Source organism: Chelativorans sp. AA-79 (genome assembly GCF_029457495.1).
In the GTDB taxonomy this organism is placed as follows: Bacteria; Pseudomonadota; Alphaproteobacteria; order Rhizobiales; family Rhizobiaceae; genus Chelativorans.
Genome location: NZ_CP120361.1, coordinates 1,828,156 through 1,846,300 on the forward strand (window position 1 = coordinate 1,828,156; position 18,145 = coordinate 1,846,300).

Annotated in this window: 15 protein-coding genes and 1 pseudogene; 12 read left to right on the plus strand and 4 right to left on the minus strand. The window is 63.8% G+C overall.

Annotated elements, in window-relative coordinates; all coding sequences use genetic code 11:
* Positions 1–4: 4 nt before the first annotated feature.
* Together PVE73_RS08860 and PVE73_RS08865 are read left to right on the plus strand one after the other, a co-directional pair.
* Positions 5–1,861, plus strand: coding sequence for an ABC transporter ATP-binding protein (locus PVE73_RS08860; RefSeq protein ID WP_277366584.1), 1,857 nt, complete (start codon positions 5–7; stop codon positions 1,859–1,861).
* A 2-nt stretch (positions 1,862–1,863) separates the two neighbouring features.
* A pseudogene (locus tag PVE73_RS08865) lies at positions 1,864–2,092 on the plus strand (ABC transporter substrate-binding protein); the annotation flags it as partial.
* Between the two features lie 95 nt (positions 2,093–2,187).
* On the opposite strand, the gene PVE73_RS08870 reads toward PVE73_RS08865, so the two are convergent.
* Positions 2,188–3,900 (minus strand): dihydroxyacetone kinase family protein, encoded by a 1,713-nt coding sequence (locus PVE73_RS08870; protein WP_277366585.1) that lies wholly within the window; start codon positions 3,898–3,900, stop codon positions 2,188–2,190.
* Between the two features lie 245 nt (positions 3,901–4,145).
* On the opposite strand from PVE73_RS08870, the gene PVE73_RS08875 reads away from it, so the two are divergent.
* The 4 genes from PVE73_RS08875 (at position 4,146) to PVE73_RS08890 (ending at position 7,371) form a co-directional block, all read left to right on the plus strand.
* Positions 4,146–4,958, plus strand: coding sequence for an IclR family transcriptional regulator (locus tag PVE73_RS08875; RefSeq protein ID WP_277366586.1), 813 nt, complete (start codon positions 4,146–4,148; stop codon positions 4,956–4,958).
* 101 nt (positions 4,959–5,059) lie between these two features.
* Entirely contained in the window at positions 5,060–6,028 is a 969-nt protein-coding gene (locus tag PVE73_RS08880; RefSeq protein WP_277366587.1) for a tripartite tricarboxylate transporter substrate binding protein, read from the plus strand.
* Between the two features lie 51 nt (positions 6,029–6,079).
* Positions 6,080–6,565 carry a tripartite tricarboxylate transporter TctB family protein gene (locus tag PVE73_RS08885; protein WP_277366588.1) on the plus strand — a complete coding sequence of 162 codons (486 nt, stop codon included), beginning with the start codon at positions 6,080–6,082 and terminating at the stop codon, positions 6,563–6,565.
* Positions 6,559–7,371, plus strand: a complete 813-nt coding sequence (locus PVE73_RS08890) for a tripartite tricarboxylate transporter permease (protein ID WP_277366589.1) — start codon at positions 6,559–6,561, stop codon at positions 7,369–7,371. The genes PVE73_RS08885 and PVE73_RS08890 overlap by 7 nt, the downstream gene beginning before the upstream one ends.
* Here PVE73_RS08890 and PVE73_RS08895 read toward each other — a convergent pair.
* Positions 7,343–8,288, minus strand: a protein-coding gene (locus PVE73_RS08895) for an IS630 family transposase (RefSeq protein WP_246249038.1) whose coding sequence is annotated in 2 segments (ribosomal slippage) — positions 7,343–7,949 and positions 7,948–8,288 — 948 coding nt in all. Because the reading frame shifts where the segments join, the coding sequence is not laid out codon by codon here. The two genes, PVE73_RS08890 and PVE73_RS08895, sit on opposite strands and share 29 nt — an antisense overlap.
* Positions 8,289–8,384: 96 nt before the next feature.
* Between PVE73_RS08895 and PVE73_RS08900 the strand changes: the two genes are divergently transcribed.
* From PVE73_RS08900 to PVE73_RS08910, 3 genes are all read left to right on the plus strand, one after another.
* On the plus strand, positions 8,385–9,122 hold the full coding sequence (locus tag PVE73_RS08900) for a tripartite tricarboxylate transporter permease (RefSeq protein ID WP_277366590.1): 738 nt from the start codon (positions 8,385–8,387) through the stop codon (positions 9,120–9,122).
* A 169-nt stretch (positions 9,123–9,291) separates the two neighbouring features.
* Positions 9,292–10,278 (plus strand): tripartite tricarboxylate transporter substrate binding protein, encoded by a 987-nt coding sequence (locus PVE73_RS08905; protein ID WP_277366591.1) that lies wholly within the window; start codon positions 9,292–9,294, stop codon positions 10,276–10,278.
* Between the two features lie 95 nt (positions 10,279–10,373).
* A complete protein-coding gene (locus tag PVE73_RS08910) occupies positions 10,374–11,288 on the plus strand; it encodes a dihydrodipicolinate synthase family protein (RefSeq protein WP_277366592.1) in 915 nt (304 codons plus the stop codon).
* Positions 11,289–11,346: 58 nt separating this feature from the next.
* Here PVE73_RS08910 and PVE73_RS08915 read toward each other — a convergent pair whose 3' ends face one another.
* Together PVE73_RS08915 and PVE73_RS08920 are read right to left on the minus strand one after the other, a co-directional pair.
* Entirely contained in the window at positions 11,347–11,955 is a 609-nt protein-coding gene (locus PVE73_RS08915; RefSeq protein ID WP_277366593.1) for a DUF1442 domain-containing protein, read from the minus strand.
* A gap of 172 nt (positions 11,956–12,127) precedes the next feature.
* The gene (locus PVE73_RS08920; protein ID WP_277366594.1) at positions 12,128–13,600 is read right to left on the minus strand and encodes a glycosyl transferase family protein; all 1,473 of its coding nucleotides are present in this window, start codon (positions 13,598–13,600) and stop codon (positions 12,128–12,130) included.
* A 282-nt stretch (positions 13,601–13,882) separates the two neighbouring features.
* On the opposite strand from PVE73_RS08920, the gene PVE73_RS08925 reads away from it, so the two are divergent.
* The 3 genes from PVE73_RS08925 to PVE73_RS08935 all read left to right on the plus strand — a co-directional run bounded on the left by PVE73_RS08925 (position 13,883) and on the right by PVE73_RS08935 (position 18,124).
* Positions 13,883–16,081 carry a FepA family TonB-dependent siderophore receptor gene (locus PVE73_RS08925; protein ID WP_277366595.1) on the plus strand — a complete coding sequence of 733 codons (2,199 nt, stop codon included), beginning with the start codon at positions 13,883–13,885 and terminating at the stop codon, positions 16,079–16,081.
* Positions 16,082–16,161: 80 nt separating this feature from the next.
* Complete coding sequence (locus PVE73_RS08930) at positions 16,162–17,082, plus strand: siderophore ABC transporter substrate-binding protein (protein ID WP_277367393.1); 921 nt, start codon at positions 16,162–16,164, stop codon at positions 17,080–17,082.
* Between the two features lie 79 nt (positions 17,083–17,161).
* Complete coding sequence (locus PVE73_RS08935; protein ID WP_277366596.1) at positions 17,162–18,124, plus strand: ABC transporter permease; 963 nt, start codon at positions 17,162–17,164, stop codon at positions 18,122–18,124.
* Positions 18,125–18,145 lie beyond the last annotated feature (21 nt).

Below are 18,145 nucleotides of genomic sequence, written 5' to 3' on the forward strand. Positions count from 1 at the left end.
AGCCATGACAGAAGCAGTCGCAGACCTTTCACAGCCGGTCCTTTCCGTCAGGAGTCTGACCACCTCCTTCCTGAGCGGCGGGGAGTGGAACCCGGTGGTGCGGAACGTGTCGCTCGACGTCATGCCGGGCGAAACACTCGCGATCGTGGGGGAGTCGGGCTCCGGCAAGAGCGTGACGTCGCTTTCGATCATGCGGCTCCTGCCCAGGACGTCGAGTCGGATCGAGGGCTCCATCCTGCTCAACGGCCGCGAGTTGCTCGCTCTGGACGAGACGGAGATGCGCAAGGTGCGTGGACGCGACGCGGCCATGATCTTCCAGGAGCCGATGACCAGCCTCAATCCGGTCTTCACGATCGGCCGCCAGATCTCCGAAGCGCTCACATGCCATAAGCCCCTTTCAGCCGCAGAGGCGAAAGCCGAAACCATCCGGCTCCTGGAAAAGGTTCGCATCCCCAACGCCGCCGAGCGCCTCAGGAGCTATCCGCACCAGTTCTCCGGTGGTATGCGGCAGCGGGTGATGATCGCGATGGCACTGGCCAGCCGTCCCAAACTCCTGATCGCGGACGAGCCGACAACGGCGCTCGACGTCACCATCCAGGGGCAGATCCTCGACCTGATCAAGGCTTTGCAGGAAGAGGAGGGCATGTCGGTCCTCTTCATCACCCATGACATGGGTGTGGTCGCGGAGGTCGCGGACCGCACCGTGGTCCTGTATCGCGGCGAGGCGGTGGAAACGGGGACGACCGCGGAAATCTTTACGGCGGGAAAGCACCCCTATACGCGCGCGCTGCTTGCAGCCGTGCCTCGCATGGGCTCGATGACGGGCCAGCCTCGTCCTCTCCGCTTCGCCGTCGTGGACAAGCAGACCGGCATTCCCGGTCCTGAAACGCCCCTTGCAACGGCTGTCGATCGCGAAACGCCGATTCTTTCCGTACGCAATCTCGTGACCCGATACGGGATCGGCGGCGGACTGTTCGGCAAACATGCCGGCGCCGTACACGCCGTCGAAAACGTCTCGTTCGACATTTTCAAAGGCGAGACGCTGTCTCTCGTCGGTGAATCGGGATGCGGCAAGTCCACCATCGGCCGCTCGATCATGCGGCTGACCAGTTCCGAAAGCGGCGAGGTGATCGAAGGCGGCGAGATCATCATCGACGGGCGGGACGTACGTTCCTTGAGACGGAGCGAGCTCAACGCGCTCAGGCGCTCGACGCAGATGATCTTCCAGGACCCCTTCGCGAGCCTCAACCCGCGCATGACCATTGCCGAAGCGCTTACCGAGCCCTTCATCGTCCACAGGCTGGGCACACGCAAGCAGGCGAAGGAAAAAGCGGCCGAACTCATCGAACAGGTCGGGTTGAGCCCGGACATGCTGAAGCGCTATCCGCACGAATTCTCCGGCGGGCAACGCCAGAGGATTTCGATTGCCCGCGCTTTGACGCTTGATCCGAAGATCATCATCGCCGACGAGTCGGTCTCCGCGCTCGATGTCTCGATCAAGGCGCAGGTGGTCAATCTCCTGCTCGACCTGCAAGAGAAGCGCGGTCTTTCCTATCTCTTCATTTCCCACGACATGGCCGTTGTCGAGCGGGTCAGCCACCGTGTCGCCGTCATGTATCTGGGGGAAATCGTGGAGATCGGCCCGCGCCAAGCGCTTTTCGCCGATCCCCAGCATCCCTATACGAAGAAGCTGATGGCCGCCGTGCCGGTGCCCGACCCGGAAAGGCGTTCCCTGCGCCGGGCGATCAGCAGCGACGAGATCATGAGTCCCATACGACCTGCAGGATACGAGCCGCCAGTCCACACTTACCGGGAGGTGAGGCCAGGTCATATCGTGCGGGTCGAAGATCAGGCTGCCTGAACATCACCACAGCGCATATCACCCGCAATCACGGCTGCATGATTCATGCCGTGGCGGTGGATGAGGTCTTCAAGCCGCAGCCGCAAATGGCCGACGGGACGATAACTCACTTACACCTTCACGCTGCGCGATGGGCTCAAGTTCCACGATTGCAACCCGGTGACGGCAGCCGATGCGGCCACCTCGGTGAAGCGTTGGAGCGAAGGCGATTCCGGCAGTCGGCTTGCGCTGGCTGTGATCGAGACACCGCTGCCGATCACCGTGCAGCTCACGCCCGACGAGGAGGTTGCCGCAAACGATCGAGCCAGGTTTTCGCTGCGAGCCCTTCAGGCCGTTTCCCGGGGTAGGGCGTTTGCGATCGCCTCCATCCAGATGGCGACGGCAACGGCGCCCCCATCGGGAACGCCGATCGCGCGCTCGCCGAGATAGCTTGCGCGGCCGAGCCGCGGGCGCATCGACGCGGTTTCGAGGGCGCCTGCGCGCGCGGCGGCAGCGGCCGCATCCCACGCTTCCCGAGGCGACCGCCCCTCCGCCGAGGCACGCTCCCAGCCAGCAACTGCAGCCGACAATGCGTCGAGCATCGTGCGGTCGCCGGGTTTGGCGCCCCCGATATCGGCAACGGACTGGACCGCCTCGGCAAGCGCTGCCGCCCATTCATCGGCGGTCGGTGCCGCCCGACCGGAGAGCCGGCGCGCCGCCCGCATCAGCGCAGTTGCATAGAAGGGGCCGGAACTGCCCGCAATCGCGCGCCGCAGCGTGTTGGCCATGGCGACCAAGAGCGATTCCGGCGTGGCGAAGGCTGCGGGTGGAAGCGCGCGCAAGGCGCGCGCGCCGCGTTCCATGCTGGCGCCGAGATCGCCGTCGCCGGCACGGCTGTCGAGGTCGGTCAGTTCCGTCTCCGCCTCCTCCAATGCTCCGGCGACGGCGAGGACGACCGATTTCAGCACGTCCGAGATCGGTCCGGGCTCGAGTGTCTCCTGCTCCGCGTCGATCGTGGGACGCGGCGCCTGCCTCGTCTTGCGGGCATCGGCAACAATGCCCGGCCCGGGCCACGCGGGGGCCTTGGAAGCCGCATCGAGAAGTTCGCGGCGCTCCGCATCGAGAGGAAGCAGCGATAGGGAGCAGCCGGGCATTTCAAGCGCGGTCATGAAGTTCCCGGTCCATCCCCGCTCAACCTTGATGCCTCTTGCACGCAGGACAGCCAGGGCACGCCTGGCGACGATCGTCAGTTCCATTGGCGTGGTTGCGCCGAGTCCGTTGACCAGCAGCGCGACGCCCGCGGATGCACGAGGGCCAAGCTCGGTCAAAAGCGTTTCCAGGATCGCCTCGACGATGGCATCCGATTTCTGGATCGGGGCTCGCCGAACGCCTTTTTCGCCATGGATGCCGAGGCCGAACTCGATCTCGTCCTCGCCGAGCGTGAAACTCGGCTTGCCGGCGGTGGGAACCGTGCAGGCACCCAGGCCGATTCCCATCGTCACGACGTCGTCCGCTGCCGCGCGCGCGACGCGTGCGACATCCGCCAGCGGCATTCCACGCTCGGCCGCCGCACCCGCGATCTTGTGCACTAGGATCGTGCCCGCAATGCCGCGCCGGCGCGCCGGCTCCACCGTGTCGCGAAGAGCGGCATCGTCGGCGACCACCACGATTTCAGCGGGAATTCCGTCCTGCCTAGCCAATTCAGCGGCAAGGGCGAAGTTCAGCCGGTCACCGGTGTAGTTCTTGACCACCAGCAGCACCCCGGCCGGACCGGCCGCCGCGGCAATGGCCGCGTAGACCGCGTCGACGCTTGGCGAGGTGAATACATCGCCCACCACGGCCGCGGTCAGCATGCCCTCACCGACAAAACCGGCATGGGCCGGCTCGTGTCCGCTCCCGCCGCCCGAGATCACGGCCACATTCCTGTTTCCGGAAGCAGGAATGCCGTCGCGCACAACCACATTCTCGTCATTGAGGAGCACGAGGTCGGGCGACATGTCGGCCAGCCCCTCGAGCATTTCGCGAACGGCTTCACGTGGGTCGTTGATGAGCTTCTTCACTCCATCCCTCCCGGTTATATTCCGAATTGTGGAATTAGTGCTACCTAATAATCGCTTCTTGTGTCACTAAGTTATGAGGTCGTCAACGGCGCCGGGTAAATCCCGCCATCTCGGTCATCGGTGCGTTTCTGCCCGGTGGAGATCTGGTATGCGGGAGCTGGCAGGGCATGGTACCTTTCTCATGTCGGCAGGAACAGGCGAATCTGGGCGTGCAGAAGAAAAGATCGAGCGGAACGATGAATGATATGAGCGAAAAGGCACACGCCGCGGATGTCGACGGCGAGCAGGGCCGCGATGGTGGTGCCAAATCTTTCTACAAAATGGCAGCGGTGCTCGACTGCTTCACCCGTGCGAAGGGTCAGCTCTCGATCACGGATATCGTGGAGAAGACGGGCATGCCCCGGACGACGATTCACCGCATCGTCGCATCCCTGCGCGACATCGGCCTGATCGATCAGGACGGCCGGCGACACGATTACCGGCTGGGCCTGAAAATGTTCTATTACGGCAGCGTGGTTCTGGCGAATCTCGACCTGAACCGGCATGCGCGGCCTCACGTCCTGCAACTGCACCAGATTACCGGCGAAATCGTGCATCTCCACATGTTCGACGGGAGTCAGATGGTCTGCATCGAGCGGGAGGAAATGGGCGAGGCGCGGCTCACCACGCTCACCACGATCGAGGCCGCGCCGACCTATTGTACGGGCGTGGGCAAGGCGTTTCTGGCTTTCCAGGATGAAATGCTCATCCGGCGCATCGCTGCTGAAGAGGGCTTGCGTGCTCGCACCGAGCGGACCCTGACGACCATCGAGGCGCTGCTTGCCGACCTCGAGGCGGTTCGCGAGCGCGGCTATGCGATCGACGACGAGGAGAACGAGATCGGCATCCGCAGCGTCGGCGCTCCGATCCGCGATTCGCGCGGGCAGGTCTTCGCTTCCGTCAGCGTTTCCGGCCCGACGGAACGCATGCCGCACAGTCGGATCACGGGGCTCGCTCCGACCGTCATACAGACGGCAGATGCCATCTCACGGGAACTGAAACGTCACGATAGTCGGTAAGCTCAACGCGTCCACCCTTTCTTATTCCGGAATATGGGATTGACATTGCAGGCCGGTCGCCATAGTTCTCGAATGTCATCTTGAAGACTGGGAGGAAGTCGATGAACGTCCCGCGTATAGCTGCTGCAACGCTTGCCCTCACCGTCGCCACAGCGGCACCGTCCCTGGCGGAGGGGTTCTTCACACGGCCGCTGACGATCGTCGTTCCGGCGGGAGCCGGAGGCGGCGGCGATACCACGACACGCATGTTGGCCCGTGAACTGGAAAAAGGGCTCGGCCAGCCCATTACGATCGTCAATCAGGGCCAGGGCGGCGGGGTTGTCGGTCTGACGACGATCCAGAACGCCACGCCGGACGGGTATACGGTCGGCCTGCTCTTTCCGTATGCAGGCTACAAGATTACCGGCCAGGCAGATTTCACCGCGTCCGATTTCACGCCCATCGCGAATTTCAACGGCGATTCCTCGTCGCTTCTCGTGAGCGCGGATTCACCCTTTTCCGATCTGAAGCAGGCGCTGGAGGCGCTCAAGGCCGACCCCGCTGCTTTCAGCATCCACTGCAGCGGCGGCTGCGGCAGTGTCTGGGATGTGCCTGTCGCGGGTATGATGCTGGACTACGGGATCGACGTATCGAAAATCAACTGGATTCCGGGGCAGGGAGCGGCAAGCGGGCTGACCGAGCTTGCCGCCGGAGGCGTGGACTTCCAGACGGCCTCTCTTCCCGAGGCCTCCTCATTGATGCAGGCCGGTCGCGTGCGGGCATTGGCGGTCCTCAGCCCAGAGCCTGTTCCAGGGTTTGAGGAGGTGCCCCTTGCGGGTTCCACGATCGGCAAGCCCGTGGATGGAGGCACGTGGCGGGCCATCGGCGGTCCGGCCGGCATGCCTGCCGAGGCGGTCGACGCCTGGGAAAAGGCCATCGAGAGCGCCGTCGCCTCACCCGATTTCCGTGACGCGATGCGCAAGGCGAATTTCGGCGTCCGGTGGATGGACTCCGAAGCGCTCGCACAACTGATGGCGCAGCACGAGCGGGACACGGCCCGTGTCATGTCTGCGCTCGGTTATGGCAAGTAGCGGCGCACGGCACTAACCACGGTTCCGGCAAAGATCGGCGGGGAAAAGACAATGAAGGTGCACGACATCTTCGTCGGCATGGTTCTTCTCGGGGTAGGCGTGTTCGTCGCCGCCTATTCCCAGACGCTCACCGCGCCGCGAAATCTGTCCTACGGACCGGGCTTTTTCCCGATGCTCGTCGGAGGGGGGCTTGCCCTCTGCGGTGGCGCGCTGGTCCTCCAGGGATTGAGCAATCTGAAAGCTGCGCCGCTTGCCGTCCTGCCGGACTGGACCGGGGATGCCAGGAAGGCGGTCCGGTTCTGGATTCTGCCGGCGGCCATTCTTTTCTATGTCGTGTTCGCGGATGCGCTCGGCTTCCTTGCTACCGCAACCCTCATCGTGGCGACCGTCGTCGCCGTGAGGGGCGCTTCCAAGATCCGGGCGCTGGCCGTGGGGTTTGCCGTCGCCTTGGTCATGAATATCGGCTTCGCGTCCTTTCTGCATGTGCCGCTGCCCTGGGGGCCGCTCACCTCCGTTTCGGGGTGGCTGATATGGTAGATTTCTCCGCCGTCCTCGAGCAACTGGCCGATCCGCATTTGCTGTTCGTCATCGTGCTGTCTGCGATCTACGGGCTTGTGATCGGCGCGATCCCGGGTTTGACCGCGCTTATGGCGAGTGCGCTCCTGGTGCCGTTCGTGATCTTCATGGATCCGCTGCCGGCCGTATCGTCCATCATCACCGCCTCGGCCATGGCCATCTTCGCAGGCGACATTCCCGGCGCTTTGTTGCGCATGCCGGGTACACCGGCTTCGGCGGCCTATACGGAGGATGCCCACCGGCTCACCCTCAACGGAAAGGCCGCCGTAGCGCTGGGAGCCGGCCTGTTCGCCTCGGCGATCGGAGGTCTCGTCAGCGCTCTCGTGCTGACGCTGGCCGCCCCTTCGCTGGCGCGCATCGCACTGGCCTTCTCCAGCGTGGAATATTTCTGGCTGGGGGTTCTGGGGCTGAGCTGCGCCACTTTCGTGGCCGGCCCTTCGCTGCTCAAGGGTCTTGCCTCTCTGTTTCTTGGGCTCACGCTTGCCACCGTCGGCATGGACCCGATTTCCGGAATCCCACGCTTTACCTTCGGCTCCACGAATCTGATCGGCGGCCTGGGACTAATCCCGGTGCTGATCGGGCTCTTCGCGATTTCCGAACTGATGCGCAACGCGAATGCCGATTTCGACGGCAGGGCCGATATCCGCCGAATGGGACCCATAGTCACCACAGCAGGCGCACGGATCTGGCCGCACAAGCTCGGGCTTCTCCGCGGCGGTCTCCTAGAGCACGTCCGGCTTAATCCGGGTCATATCCAGCAGCCCTGAAGTAGTTTGCGCATTCTGCGGGAGTGAACTGGTCGAGGAGTGCGCCAGCGGTATCCCAGAGCGCTTTGATGGTGCGCTCGGCTTTTGCCCGCAGGAGCGCTTTGAGCTTTGAGAAGGCATTCTCGATGGGGTTGAAGTCCGGGCTATAGGGCGGCAGGAACATGAGGGTTGCACCGGCTTGCTCGATCGCGTCGCGGACGCCTGCTGCCTTGTGTGCCGGCAAGTTGTCCATGATGACGACATCGCCGCGCCTCAGGGTGGGGACCAGGACCTGCTCGACATAAGCGAGGAAGACGGTGCCATTCATGGCGCCATCGTAGACGAAGGGCGCGGTCATGCCGGACAGGCGCAGTGCGCCGGTGAAGGTGGTGGTTTTCCAGTGCCCATGCGGCATGCCGGCTCGGCAGCGTTCGCCGCATGGCGCGCGACCCCGCAGGCGGGCCATCTTGGTGGACAGGCCGGTCTCATCGATGAAGACAAGCCTGGCAGGGTCGAGGTCGAGTTGGCCTTCGAACCAATCCTGCCGGCGCTTCAGGACATCAGGACGGTCCTGCTCCAATGCATGCGCGGACTTTTTTGAACGTCCAGCCCCGCCCGCGCAGCCAGGCGCTCAGGGCACTGCGGCCGATACACACGGAGCGCTCGGCTGCGAGCCGCTCGACCATCTCGTTCAGCGTCACGTCCTTGTTCGCCTCGATCATGGCAACAACGAACGTCTCGTGCGCATCCAGGCGTGAGCCCCGCGGCTTGCCCTGACGCCGCGCCGAGCGTTCCCCGTTCTCACGCGCCCGCCTGATCCAGACAATTGCCGTCGAAACGCCGACGCCAAACCGTGCCGCGACGGAGCGCGCCGAAGCGCCTGCCGCTGCAGCATCCAGAACCCGCATCCGAAGATCCTCACCGTAAGCTCGAGCCATCGCCATCTCCTGCAACGGCGACGGTGAATCATAAAACCCAATCCGTGTCATCAACGCTACGACTCGGAGTTCAACGGACGTGCTCTAGGGACGCTGGTGGGCGCCCTTCCGGGGGCGGGCTCGGACATCGCCGCTTGGATATCCTATGCCATTGCGCGCCGAGGCTCGCGCGTCGGCCGGCGGGATGACGAGCAGGGCTCCGTCGAGCGGATCATGTCTGCAAGTGCCGCAAACAACGCAAGTTTGGGTGGTGCCTATATCCCCGCGACGGTCTTCGGGATTCCAGGTGACGCCATCACCGCGATCGTGATCAGCGTCATGTTCATCAAAGGACTTAATCCGGGTCCGACGCTCTTCCTGAACAATCCGGAAACCATCTATACGATCTTTGCGATCTTCTTCATCGCCAATCTCCTGCTCGTTCCGCTGGGCATCCTGTGTATTCGCGGCTTCGGGCTCATCCTGCGGCTGCCGTCAAGCTACGTCTCGCCGGTCATCCTCGTCTTCTGCATCCTGGGCGCCTTCTCCGTCGAAAACACGCTGTTCGCTGTGGGGCTGGTGGCGGCGTTCGGGCTGCTAGGCTACCTCATGGAAGCCAACGACATCCCGCTGGCGCCCGCGATTCTCGGCCTCATTCTGGGCCCGATGATCGAGCAGACCTTCATGACGACCATGCTGAAGTCGCAGGGAAGCCTTGCGATCTTTTTCGAGCGGCCCATCGGCGCTGCCATCGGAGTCGTGACGATCCTCACATGGCTGACCGCGATTGGCGTGAAGGTCTTTTCGCGCGGGGCCGAAGAAGGCCGTGCAAGGAAGGACGTGCAACCGACCTGAATTCACCCTCGCTGCTCAGGCAATCCGCACTTCGGGATACATAATATATTTAGTGGCAATAATTCTTTATACTGGGAGTTATGTCTTGAGACAGCGGCTTGTTGTCTGTATGGTGTAGAATGCTGGAGGCAACAATGCTTATTCCAATTATCGGAACATGGAGAGAGAAATGACCTTCACCAGGCACGTCATCATTGCAACAGCGGCTCTTACGGCAATCTCGGCAGCGGCGGGGCCTGCCTTCGCCCAATGGCCTGAACGGCCCGTAACTTTGATTGCGGTGGCCGGTGCGGGCGGGGGCAGTGACTACACGATGCGTCTCCTGGCCCGCGAGCTGGAGGAGAATACGGGTCAGCCGTTCACCGTGGTGAACCAGGCCCAGGGCGGCGGCATCGTCGGCTACACCAGTTACAGCAGCGCGAAGAAGGACGGCTATACGCTCGGCCAGCTTTCCCCCTTCGCTCAGTTCCGCCTGCTCGGTCAGGCGGATTTCACGGCCGAGAGCTTCACGCCGATCGCGCAGTTCAATGCTGATCCCGCGGCCGTTCACGTTGCGGCCGATTCGAAGCTGCAGTCGATCAACGACATTATCGCTGCTTTGAAGGCTGATCCGGAGAGCCTGAAGATTTCGTGCGGCGGCACCTGCAGTGCAAGCTGGGACATCCCCTTCGTTTCGCTGATGCTGGAAGAGGGAATCGATGTCGCGAAGCTGAATCTCATCCCCGCTCAGGGCTCGGCTGCCGCCCTTCAGGAACTCGCATCCGGCGGCATGGACGTGGTGCTCTGCTCCGTGCCCGAGACCGACTCGCTGACTTCGGCGGGTCTCGTCAAGACGGTTGCCGTGCTCAACGATACGCGCTTGGAGAAGTATCCGGACGTGCCGACGGTCGAAGAAGAGACTGGAAAGGCCGTTGCCGGTGGCACCTGGCGCGGCATTGCCGGTCCTGCGGGAATGGATCCCGCCCTCGTCGCCGAGATCGAAGCCGAGCTTAAGAAGGCGTTCGATTCGGAGCGCTTCCAGAGCGGCATGAAGGACCGTGGCTTCGGCGCCGTCTGGCTGGGAACCGATGCGTTTAGCGCCTTCGTCGAGAAGCACGAAGAGCAGACTCAGCGCGTCATGGACGCGCTGGGAACAAGCGCGGCTGCGCAGAAGTGAGTTTTCGTGGCCGCGGTAGCGCGCGGCCACCGATCCCGGCGCGCGACATGCCCAAGGCGTCCGGCAAGAAAGACAGGGCAACCAAGGAAAGACCGATGTCCCACAGACTCGAAGGTATCATCCCACCCCTCGTGACGCCCTTCAAGGCGGACGAGACCATTGACGAAGCCGCTCTGCGTGAGAACGTGCGGTTCATGCTGCGCAAGAATGTCCACGGCATCTGCCTTGGCGGAAGCACCGGCGAGGGCCATACCCTGTCGACGGAAGAGTTGGCGCGCTCGGTCGAGATTGCCACGGAGGAGGTCGGCGGCCGTATTCCCGTGATTGCCGGTATCATCGCCAACAGCACGCGGAGCGCCATAGAAAAGGCCAAGGCCGTGGGCCGCTTCAACGTGGCCGCGCTGCAGATCACGCCCGTACACTACGTCTTCAAGCCCGATGACGACGCCACCTACGCCCATTTCGAGCGCCTGACGCGCGAAACCGACATTCCCGTCATCATCTACAATGTCGTGCCGTGGAACTATTTGAGCCCCAAGCTCCTGGTCAGGATCATGAAGGGCCTGCCGGGCGTCATCGGCGTGAAGCAAAGCGCCGGCGACCTCAAGCTGATGGCCGATCTCCTGGTCAGCGCACCACAAGGCAAGCTGGTCCTGACGGCGGTCGACGCGCTCCTTTATCCCTCCTTCGCCATCGGCGCCCACGGCACGATCGCGGCCAATCCAGCCGCAGTGCCCGGCGTGTGCGTGACGCTGTGGAACGCGGTCAAGGCGGGCGATCATGCCAAGGCGCAGAAGATCCACGAGGCGCTTCTCAAGTTCTGGAACACGATCTCGGCCGACAATCTTCCCGCCAATGTGAAGTACTGCCTCGGCAGGCAGGGAGTCCCCGGCGGGCAACCGCGTATGCCGATGCCGGCCATTTCCGCGATACAGGCGCGAGCGATAGACGAGGAACTGCAAAACGTTCTGCAATGGGACGAGACACAGGCTGCCTCGCAAGCCGCGTAGGATCGCAGGCATGTGGTCACCGGCGCCTGCACGCGTGCGTGCGCCGGTTCCGTACCGCTCAGTTCGGCTCGAACCGGCTAACTTCCAGACCCGAGCCGACCGGCAGGAGCACGCTCGTCATTCCCGGCTTGGCGCGGACGGCTTTGCCGTATCGCGCCACGTTGTCGCCGCCCGGATGCAGCATGTTGTCGGCGACGATGATCGCGCCGGGATTGAGCTTCGGATAGAAGGCTTCGAGGCAGGGTACATAGAGATCCTTCCAGAGATCGACCAACACGAAATCGAGCCCGCTCTCCAGCCGGTCGATCATCTCCAGGGCATCGCCCACCTTGAAGTCGATATGGCCGGCAAGCCCCGCTTTGACCGCCATGTCGCGCGCATAGGCGGACTTGTCGTCCTGCAGTTCCATCGTGATCAGCCGGCCGCCGGTCGCCCGCGCCGCTTCGGCCAGCCAGATGCCGGAATAACCGTAGGACGTGCCAAGCTCAAGGATGGTAGGCGTCGTCAAGCTCTTTGCGAGGATGTTCAGCAAGCGCCCAGTCTCCGGCCCGACGGCCAGCAGCCGGTGCTCGCGGCCACTCTGCGCGGCGATGCCGCCTTGGCCCTGCCGCTCCTGCCGGATCATCTCGTGATAGGCGTCGAGTACCGCCGTGATCTTGTCGTCCATGCGAACTCCCTGAATGGCTGATGCTTTCGGAGCTTAGGAGCGACGCCAGCCGATTTTTCAGATCCTCGCGGAAGGTAAAGCGAACCAGATGGCGTTCGATAAGGCCAGGGGCGGAAACCGCCAGTGTATGCCTTCCGTCGATACAACGGAAATCAAGATATATCGGATGCATCTATGTTTTCCGGTTCCTCCACAGAGCGTCCGCCGTCTCGACCGCTGCGGCGCGGCGGTCCTCGCCGCTGCCGGACAGAACCTGCAGGGCCGCCGCGGTGGTCGCCACGATGATCTCGCGGGCCCGCTCGTCGCGTACCCTGCCGTGCCACATGGAATCCCAATATTCGAGGCTGGACAGCGCGGTGCGTGCCTGGCCTCCGGGATCGCGACGCGACGGGATGACGCCGTCGCTGCAGACGCCGTCGACGAGGCGGTAGACCGGCGTCATGCGGAAGGGTGTCGCCTGCGCTACGTCGCGCCTTGTGCCCAGGATGGCGAGCTGCCGCCATCCCAGGATCTGGGCGGCATCACGGTGCTGTGCCGGATAGGAGGGGTTGGACACCCCGAGAAGGCTGGCGGAGGCGCCGAGCGGATTGAGCAGGTGGACGAGCATGTTCAGCGGCGAGCGGATTTCGAACATGCTGTAGAGCGCCAAGAGCGCCCGGATCTGCGGAGCGAAGGAGCCGACCGGAAGGAAGGCGATCCGCCGTTCGGCGAGCGCCTCCCGTGCCTCGGGGATCGTTTCGCAGACCGGGATGCCTGCCGCCTGGACGGCCATGTCGAGCCAGCCGCTCCCGCCATCCTGGCCATGCAGCAGGACCCTTTGGCCGGATTGGGCGACGAGCCGTGCTGCGTGCAGAAACCAGGGCGGCGTTCGGGACTTGGGTGACAGATAGGCCGGCCAGTCCAGGTCTGCGGCGTCCGATTCCAGGGGCAGGGCGCAGCAGTGGCGCCGGCCGGCGGAGACCAGCCCGGCGAGTTCATCGGCGGTGAGCCCGCGATATTGCAGGACGATGAGCAGGGCGCCGATCTGGATCGGATCGGCCTCTCCCTCGAGCACGATCGAGAAGGCCTCTTCGGCTTCCTCGCGGGTCAGCGGCCGAGAGCGTCCGGCCCCGCCGCCCACCAGCGCGATGGCCCGCGCCAGCCGGCGGTGCGGATCGGCGTCGTTCTCGATATCGGTGAGCTTCCTTGCGATGTCCTCCGGCAGCGGCTGCCCCTCCAGAGGCAGCACCGGCCGCATGGCCAGCGGCGGAGACTGGACGATAGGGCGGCTCCGTTCCACCGGGGCACGGCGTGCCGTGCTTTCATGCAAAGGCGGCGGCAGGCCTTCCAGGAGCGCTTCCGCTTCGCAGGCAACGGCGCGTACGCGCTGACGGATCGATTCGGCGAATGTCGTCGGTACCATCCCCTGACCCGTGCGGATGAGGATGGGATCGCCGTAGACGGCACGCAACTGGGCCAGCAGCCGGCTCATTGCCGGGGTGCCGAGCCCCATCCGGCGGGCGGCCCTTCCGACGCTTCCTTCCACAAGAAGCGCGTCGAGCGCCACGAGCAGCCGAAGCCTGTTCAACCCGGCCCCCGCACCGTCGACGGTCACATCGGCGTCTTCGGCTGCCGACCGGGCCTCAGTCCTGCATTCAGGTCGCATGTTGCACTTTCGTGAATTTGGAATCTCTCTGAATCATCGCCGTTGACTGAAATCCGCGTTTTAATAGGACACCATTACTCAAGTTTGTTTCGAGGGCAACACCGGCGCCACGCGCCATGAGGGGCGATCGTTCCGAAGCCGGCGCAAGGGGTGCCGGCCCGACCGGTGCGGGCATGTTCGATCCAGATCCGTCTTGAGACGTGGCGGCTGATGGCCGCCGCCAGAGGCAACATGCGTCCGGAGCCAGCCGCCGCCAGCCGACGCGATTTCAGGGGAGTTTCGATGTCACGATATTCGTTTGGCGGCAGTGGTTTGACGGCGCTTGCGCTTCTTCTGTCCGCGCCGACCCTGGCGCAGAGCCAGGACGGCGGGGAAACGGTCCTCGAGCGGCTCACGGTGCGGGCGGCTTCCGAAGAGCTCAAACAGTCGCTGGGCGTCTCCACGATCACCGAGGAGGATATCGAGAATCGGCCGGTGGCGAACGACATCTCCGAAATCGTCCGCCGCATGCCGGGCGTCAATCTCACCGGCAATTCGTCCACCGGCATCCGCGGCAACAATCGCCAGATCGATATCCGCGGCATGGGGCCGGAGAACACGCTGATCCTGATCGACGGAAAGCCGGTGCTTTCCAGGAATTCAGTGCGCTACGGCCGCAGCGGCGAACGCGACACGCGCGGCGACAGCAATTGGGTGCCGGCGGAGGCCATCGAGCGGATCGAGGTCATCCGCGGTCCCGCCGCGGCGCGCTACGGCTCGGGCGCGTCGGGCGGCGTGGTCAACATCATCACCAAGCGGCCGGAGACGGCCACATACAGCTTCTCGGCATTCGCAGAGATACCCGAGCACTCGGAGGAGGGCGGCAGCCGGCGCGCGAATTTCCTGGTGGGCGGGCCGATCAACGACATGTTTTCCTACCGGATCTATGGCGGTGTTGCCCAGACGGACGCGGACGATCCGGACATCAACGACGGCGCGGCCGACACCACGGATTCCCCCGCCGGCCGCGAGGGCGTCAAGAACTACGACATCAACGGGATGCTCTCGTGGGAGATCAACCCGCAGCACCGCATGGATTTCGAGGCCGCCTACAGCCGCCAGAGCAACATCTATGCCGGCGACACGCAATACAGCAGTGCAACCGACATCATCAACGACCTTGCCGAAGAAGGCGCAGAAACCAATCGGATGACGCGTTACTCGCTCTCGGCCACCCATCACGGGGAATATGACTTCGGCAGGTCGCTGAGCTTCGTTCAATGGGAAAGCACCACCAACCGGCGCCTTCTGGAAGGGCTTGCCGGCGGCGGCGAAGGGAGCATCAACACGAGTGAGGAATATGGCGAGATTTATCTCGACAACATCACCGCAAGATCGGAATTCGATATTCCGCTCTCGCTCCGCTGGGAGCAGACCCTTACGCTTGGCGCAGAATATCGCGGCGAGTTCATGGAGGATGACGTCTCCATCGGGCAAACCGCGGTCGACGGCGTCGACATAGGCACGCCGGCAGACCCGGAGGAACGCGACCCGAAGACCTCCGCCAATCTGTTCGCCGTCTATGTCGAGGACAACATCGCCGTCACCGACAGGCTCACGGTGACGCCGGGCCTGCGCGCGGATTACCATGACAAGTTCGGCTTCAATCTGAGCCCCAGCCTCAACGCTTCCTACGACGTGACCGAGGAGATCACCGTCAAGGCCGGTATCGCACGGGCGTTCAAGGCGCCCAACCTTTACCAGCTCAACCCGAACTACGTGTACTACACGCGCGGATACGGCTGCCCTCCGGGTTACGGCCAGGTCGGCGGCGTCGGATGCTATATCGTCGGAAATCCCGACCTCGATCCCGAGATCAGCATCAACAAGGAGATCGGTGTCAGCTACTCCGATTTTCGCGGCTGGAATGCCACGCTCACTTATTTCCACAACGATTATGAGAACCGCATCGCGCCGAGCAATGTACCGATCCGCTATGCGGACGAGGAAAACCAGCGCGGCCGCCTGTTTCGCTGGGAGAACAGCGGTCCAGCCGTCATTTCCGGTCTGGAAGGCAGCCTTACCGTTCCGCTCGCCGAGGCCCTGACCTGGTCCACGAACGCCACCTGGATGCTGCAAAGCGAGGAGAAGGAAACGGGCCAGCCGCTTTCCCTGGTGCCGGAATACACAGTGAACACCGCCCTGCGATGGGAGCCCGTGCAGGATCTCGGCCTCACGCTTTCGGCCACCCATTACGGCGAGATCGAGCCGCGCAGCGCCAGCATCACCGGCGAGGACTACACCGATCCGGAGGATCTCGAGACCCGGGAGGCCTATACCATCGTCAATCTCGGCGCCGACTACCGCTTGAACGACAATCTGAAGTTCACCGCCGGCATCAACAACCTCTTCGATGAACGGCTGTTCCGGACCGGCGAGGGCGCCAACACCTACAACGAGCCCGGGCGCTCCTACTACGTCTCCCTGTCGGGGCGCTTCTGAAGATGCCCGCCGCGATCGCCCGTGTCCCAACGCTCCACGGACGTTGGCCCAACCGAAAGGATGAAGCAATGTTGACCACAATGATCCGACGCCGGACAGCCGTTGCAGGGCTGCTCCTCGCATCCCTCGCATTCGGTCTCCCGCAGACGGACGCCAATGCGCAGGAGATCACCGTGCGCCACGCCCAGGGCGAGACCAGCGTGCCCGCCAATCCCGGAACCGTTCTGGTCCTCGATCTTGCCGCACTCGACACGCTGGATGCGATTGGCGTCGAGGTCGGCGGCGTGCCCCAGGGCCCCAAGCCGGAACGCCTTTCCAAATACAATTCCGACGATTATCCGAAGATCGGTTCCCTCTTCGAACCGGACTACGAGGCGGTGAACGCCGCCGAGCCCGATCTCATCATCGCCGGCGGACGGTCGAGCGCGAAATATGCCGATCTCGCCAGGATCGCGCCGACAATCGACCTCTCCGTCGATCCCGAGCACTATCTCGATAGCGCCAAGGCCAACGCGGAGATCCTCGGACGCATTTTCGGGAAGGAAGACGCCGTCGCCGAGCATCTGCGGAAGCTCGATGCGTCCATTGCCGTCCTGCGCGAGAAGGCGCGGGGGATCGGCAAAGGCCTCATCATCCTCACCACCGGCGGCCGCATGAGCGCCTACGGGCCAGGCTCGCGTTTCGGCGTGCTGCATGATGACTTCGGCATCCAGCCGGCCGTGCCCGATCTTGACGTCGCCACGCATGGACAGTCGGTCTCCTACGAGTTCATCCTGGAGACCAATCCGGATTGGCTCTTCGTCATCGACCGTGATGCCGCCATCGGCCGGGAGGGCGAGGCAGCTCGCCAGATGCTGGACAATGATCTGGTCAACCAGACAACCGCATGGAGGGAAGGCCACGTCGTCTATCTCGATCCGTCCGACTGGTATCTCGCCGGCAGCGGACTGCGTGCGCTGGAGGCCACCGTTCAACAGCTAAACGACGCGATCGGCGGCTGAACCATCACTCTCAGCGATACACGGCCGCTCGCCATCCGGTGAGCGGCCGGAACCACTCGCCCGACCGGACCCTGCGTTCTTGACTCGCCTTCTGCCTGCCATTCTTCTCATCCTGCTCCTGCTGCTCGCCAGCCTCTTCGTCGGCGTCAGCCATGTGTCGATCGCCACGCTGACGGGGTCGGGCGAAGGCGGCCACGCCCTCCGTGTCCTGGTGGTGAGCCGCATCCCGCGCACCCTGGCGCTGTTCCTTTCAGGAGCCGGATTGGCGATCGCCGGGACCATCATGCAGATGCTGGCGCGGAACCGCTTCGTGGAGCCTTCGACGGCCGGAACTGTCGAATCGGCCAGCCTCGGCATTCTCTGTGTCATGCTCGTGGCGCCGGGCACGCCGGTCCTCGGCAAGATGCTCGCGGCTTCCGCCTTCGCGCTGGCCGGAACGGCCCTCTTCCTGCGCATCCTGCGTCAGGTGCCGTTGCGCTCGGTTCTGCTCGTCCCGCTGATCGGCATCATGCTCGGCGGCGTCATCGGCGCCATCACCACCTTTCTCGCCTATCGCTACGATCTGCTGCAGTCGCTCGGGGCCTGGACGACCGGCGATTTTTCCGGCGTGCTCATGGGCCGCTATGAGCTCCTTTGGCTCAATCTATTCTTCACTGCCGTCGCCTATTTCGCCGCGGACCGTTTCACGGTCGCGGGAATGGGCGAGGATTTCACGACAAATCTCGGGCTCAGCTACCGGCGGGTCGTTTCCCTCGGCCTGGTCATCGTCTCGCTCGTCACGGCGGTCGTCGTGACCACCGTCGGGGCCATTCCGTTTCTCGGCCTCGTCGTGCCCAATCTCGTGAGCATGATGATGGGCGACAATATGCGGCGCTCCCTGCCCTGGATCGCGCTCACGGGTGCGGGGCTCGTGCTGGTGTGCGACATTGTCGGCCGCCTCGTCATCCATCCTTACGAGATACCGATCGGAACGGTGTTCGGCGTGGTGGGAAGCGTCTTCTTCCTTTACCTGCTCTTCAGGAAGCGCTCCCGTGTCGCGTAAGCCGCGCCATCCGCGTCCGGT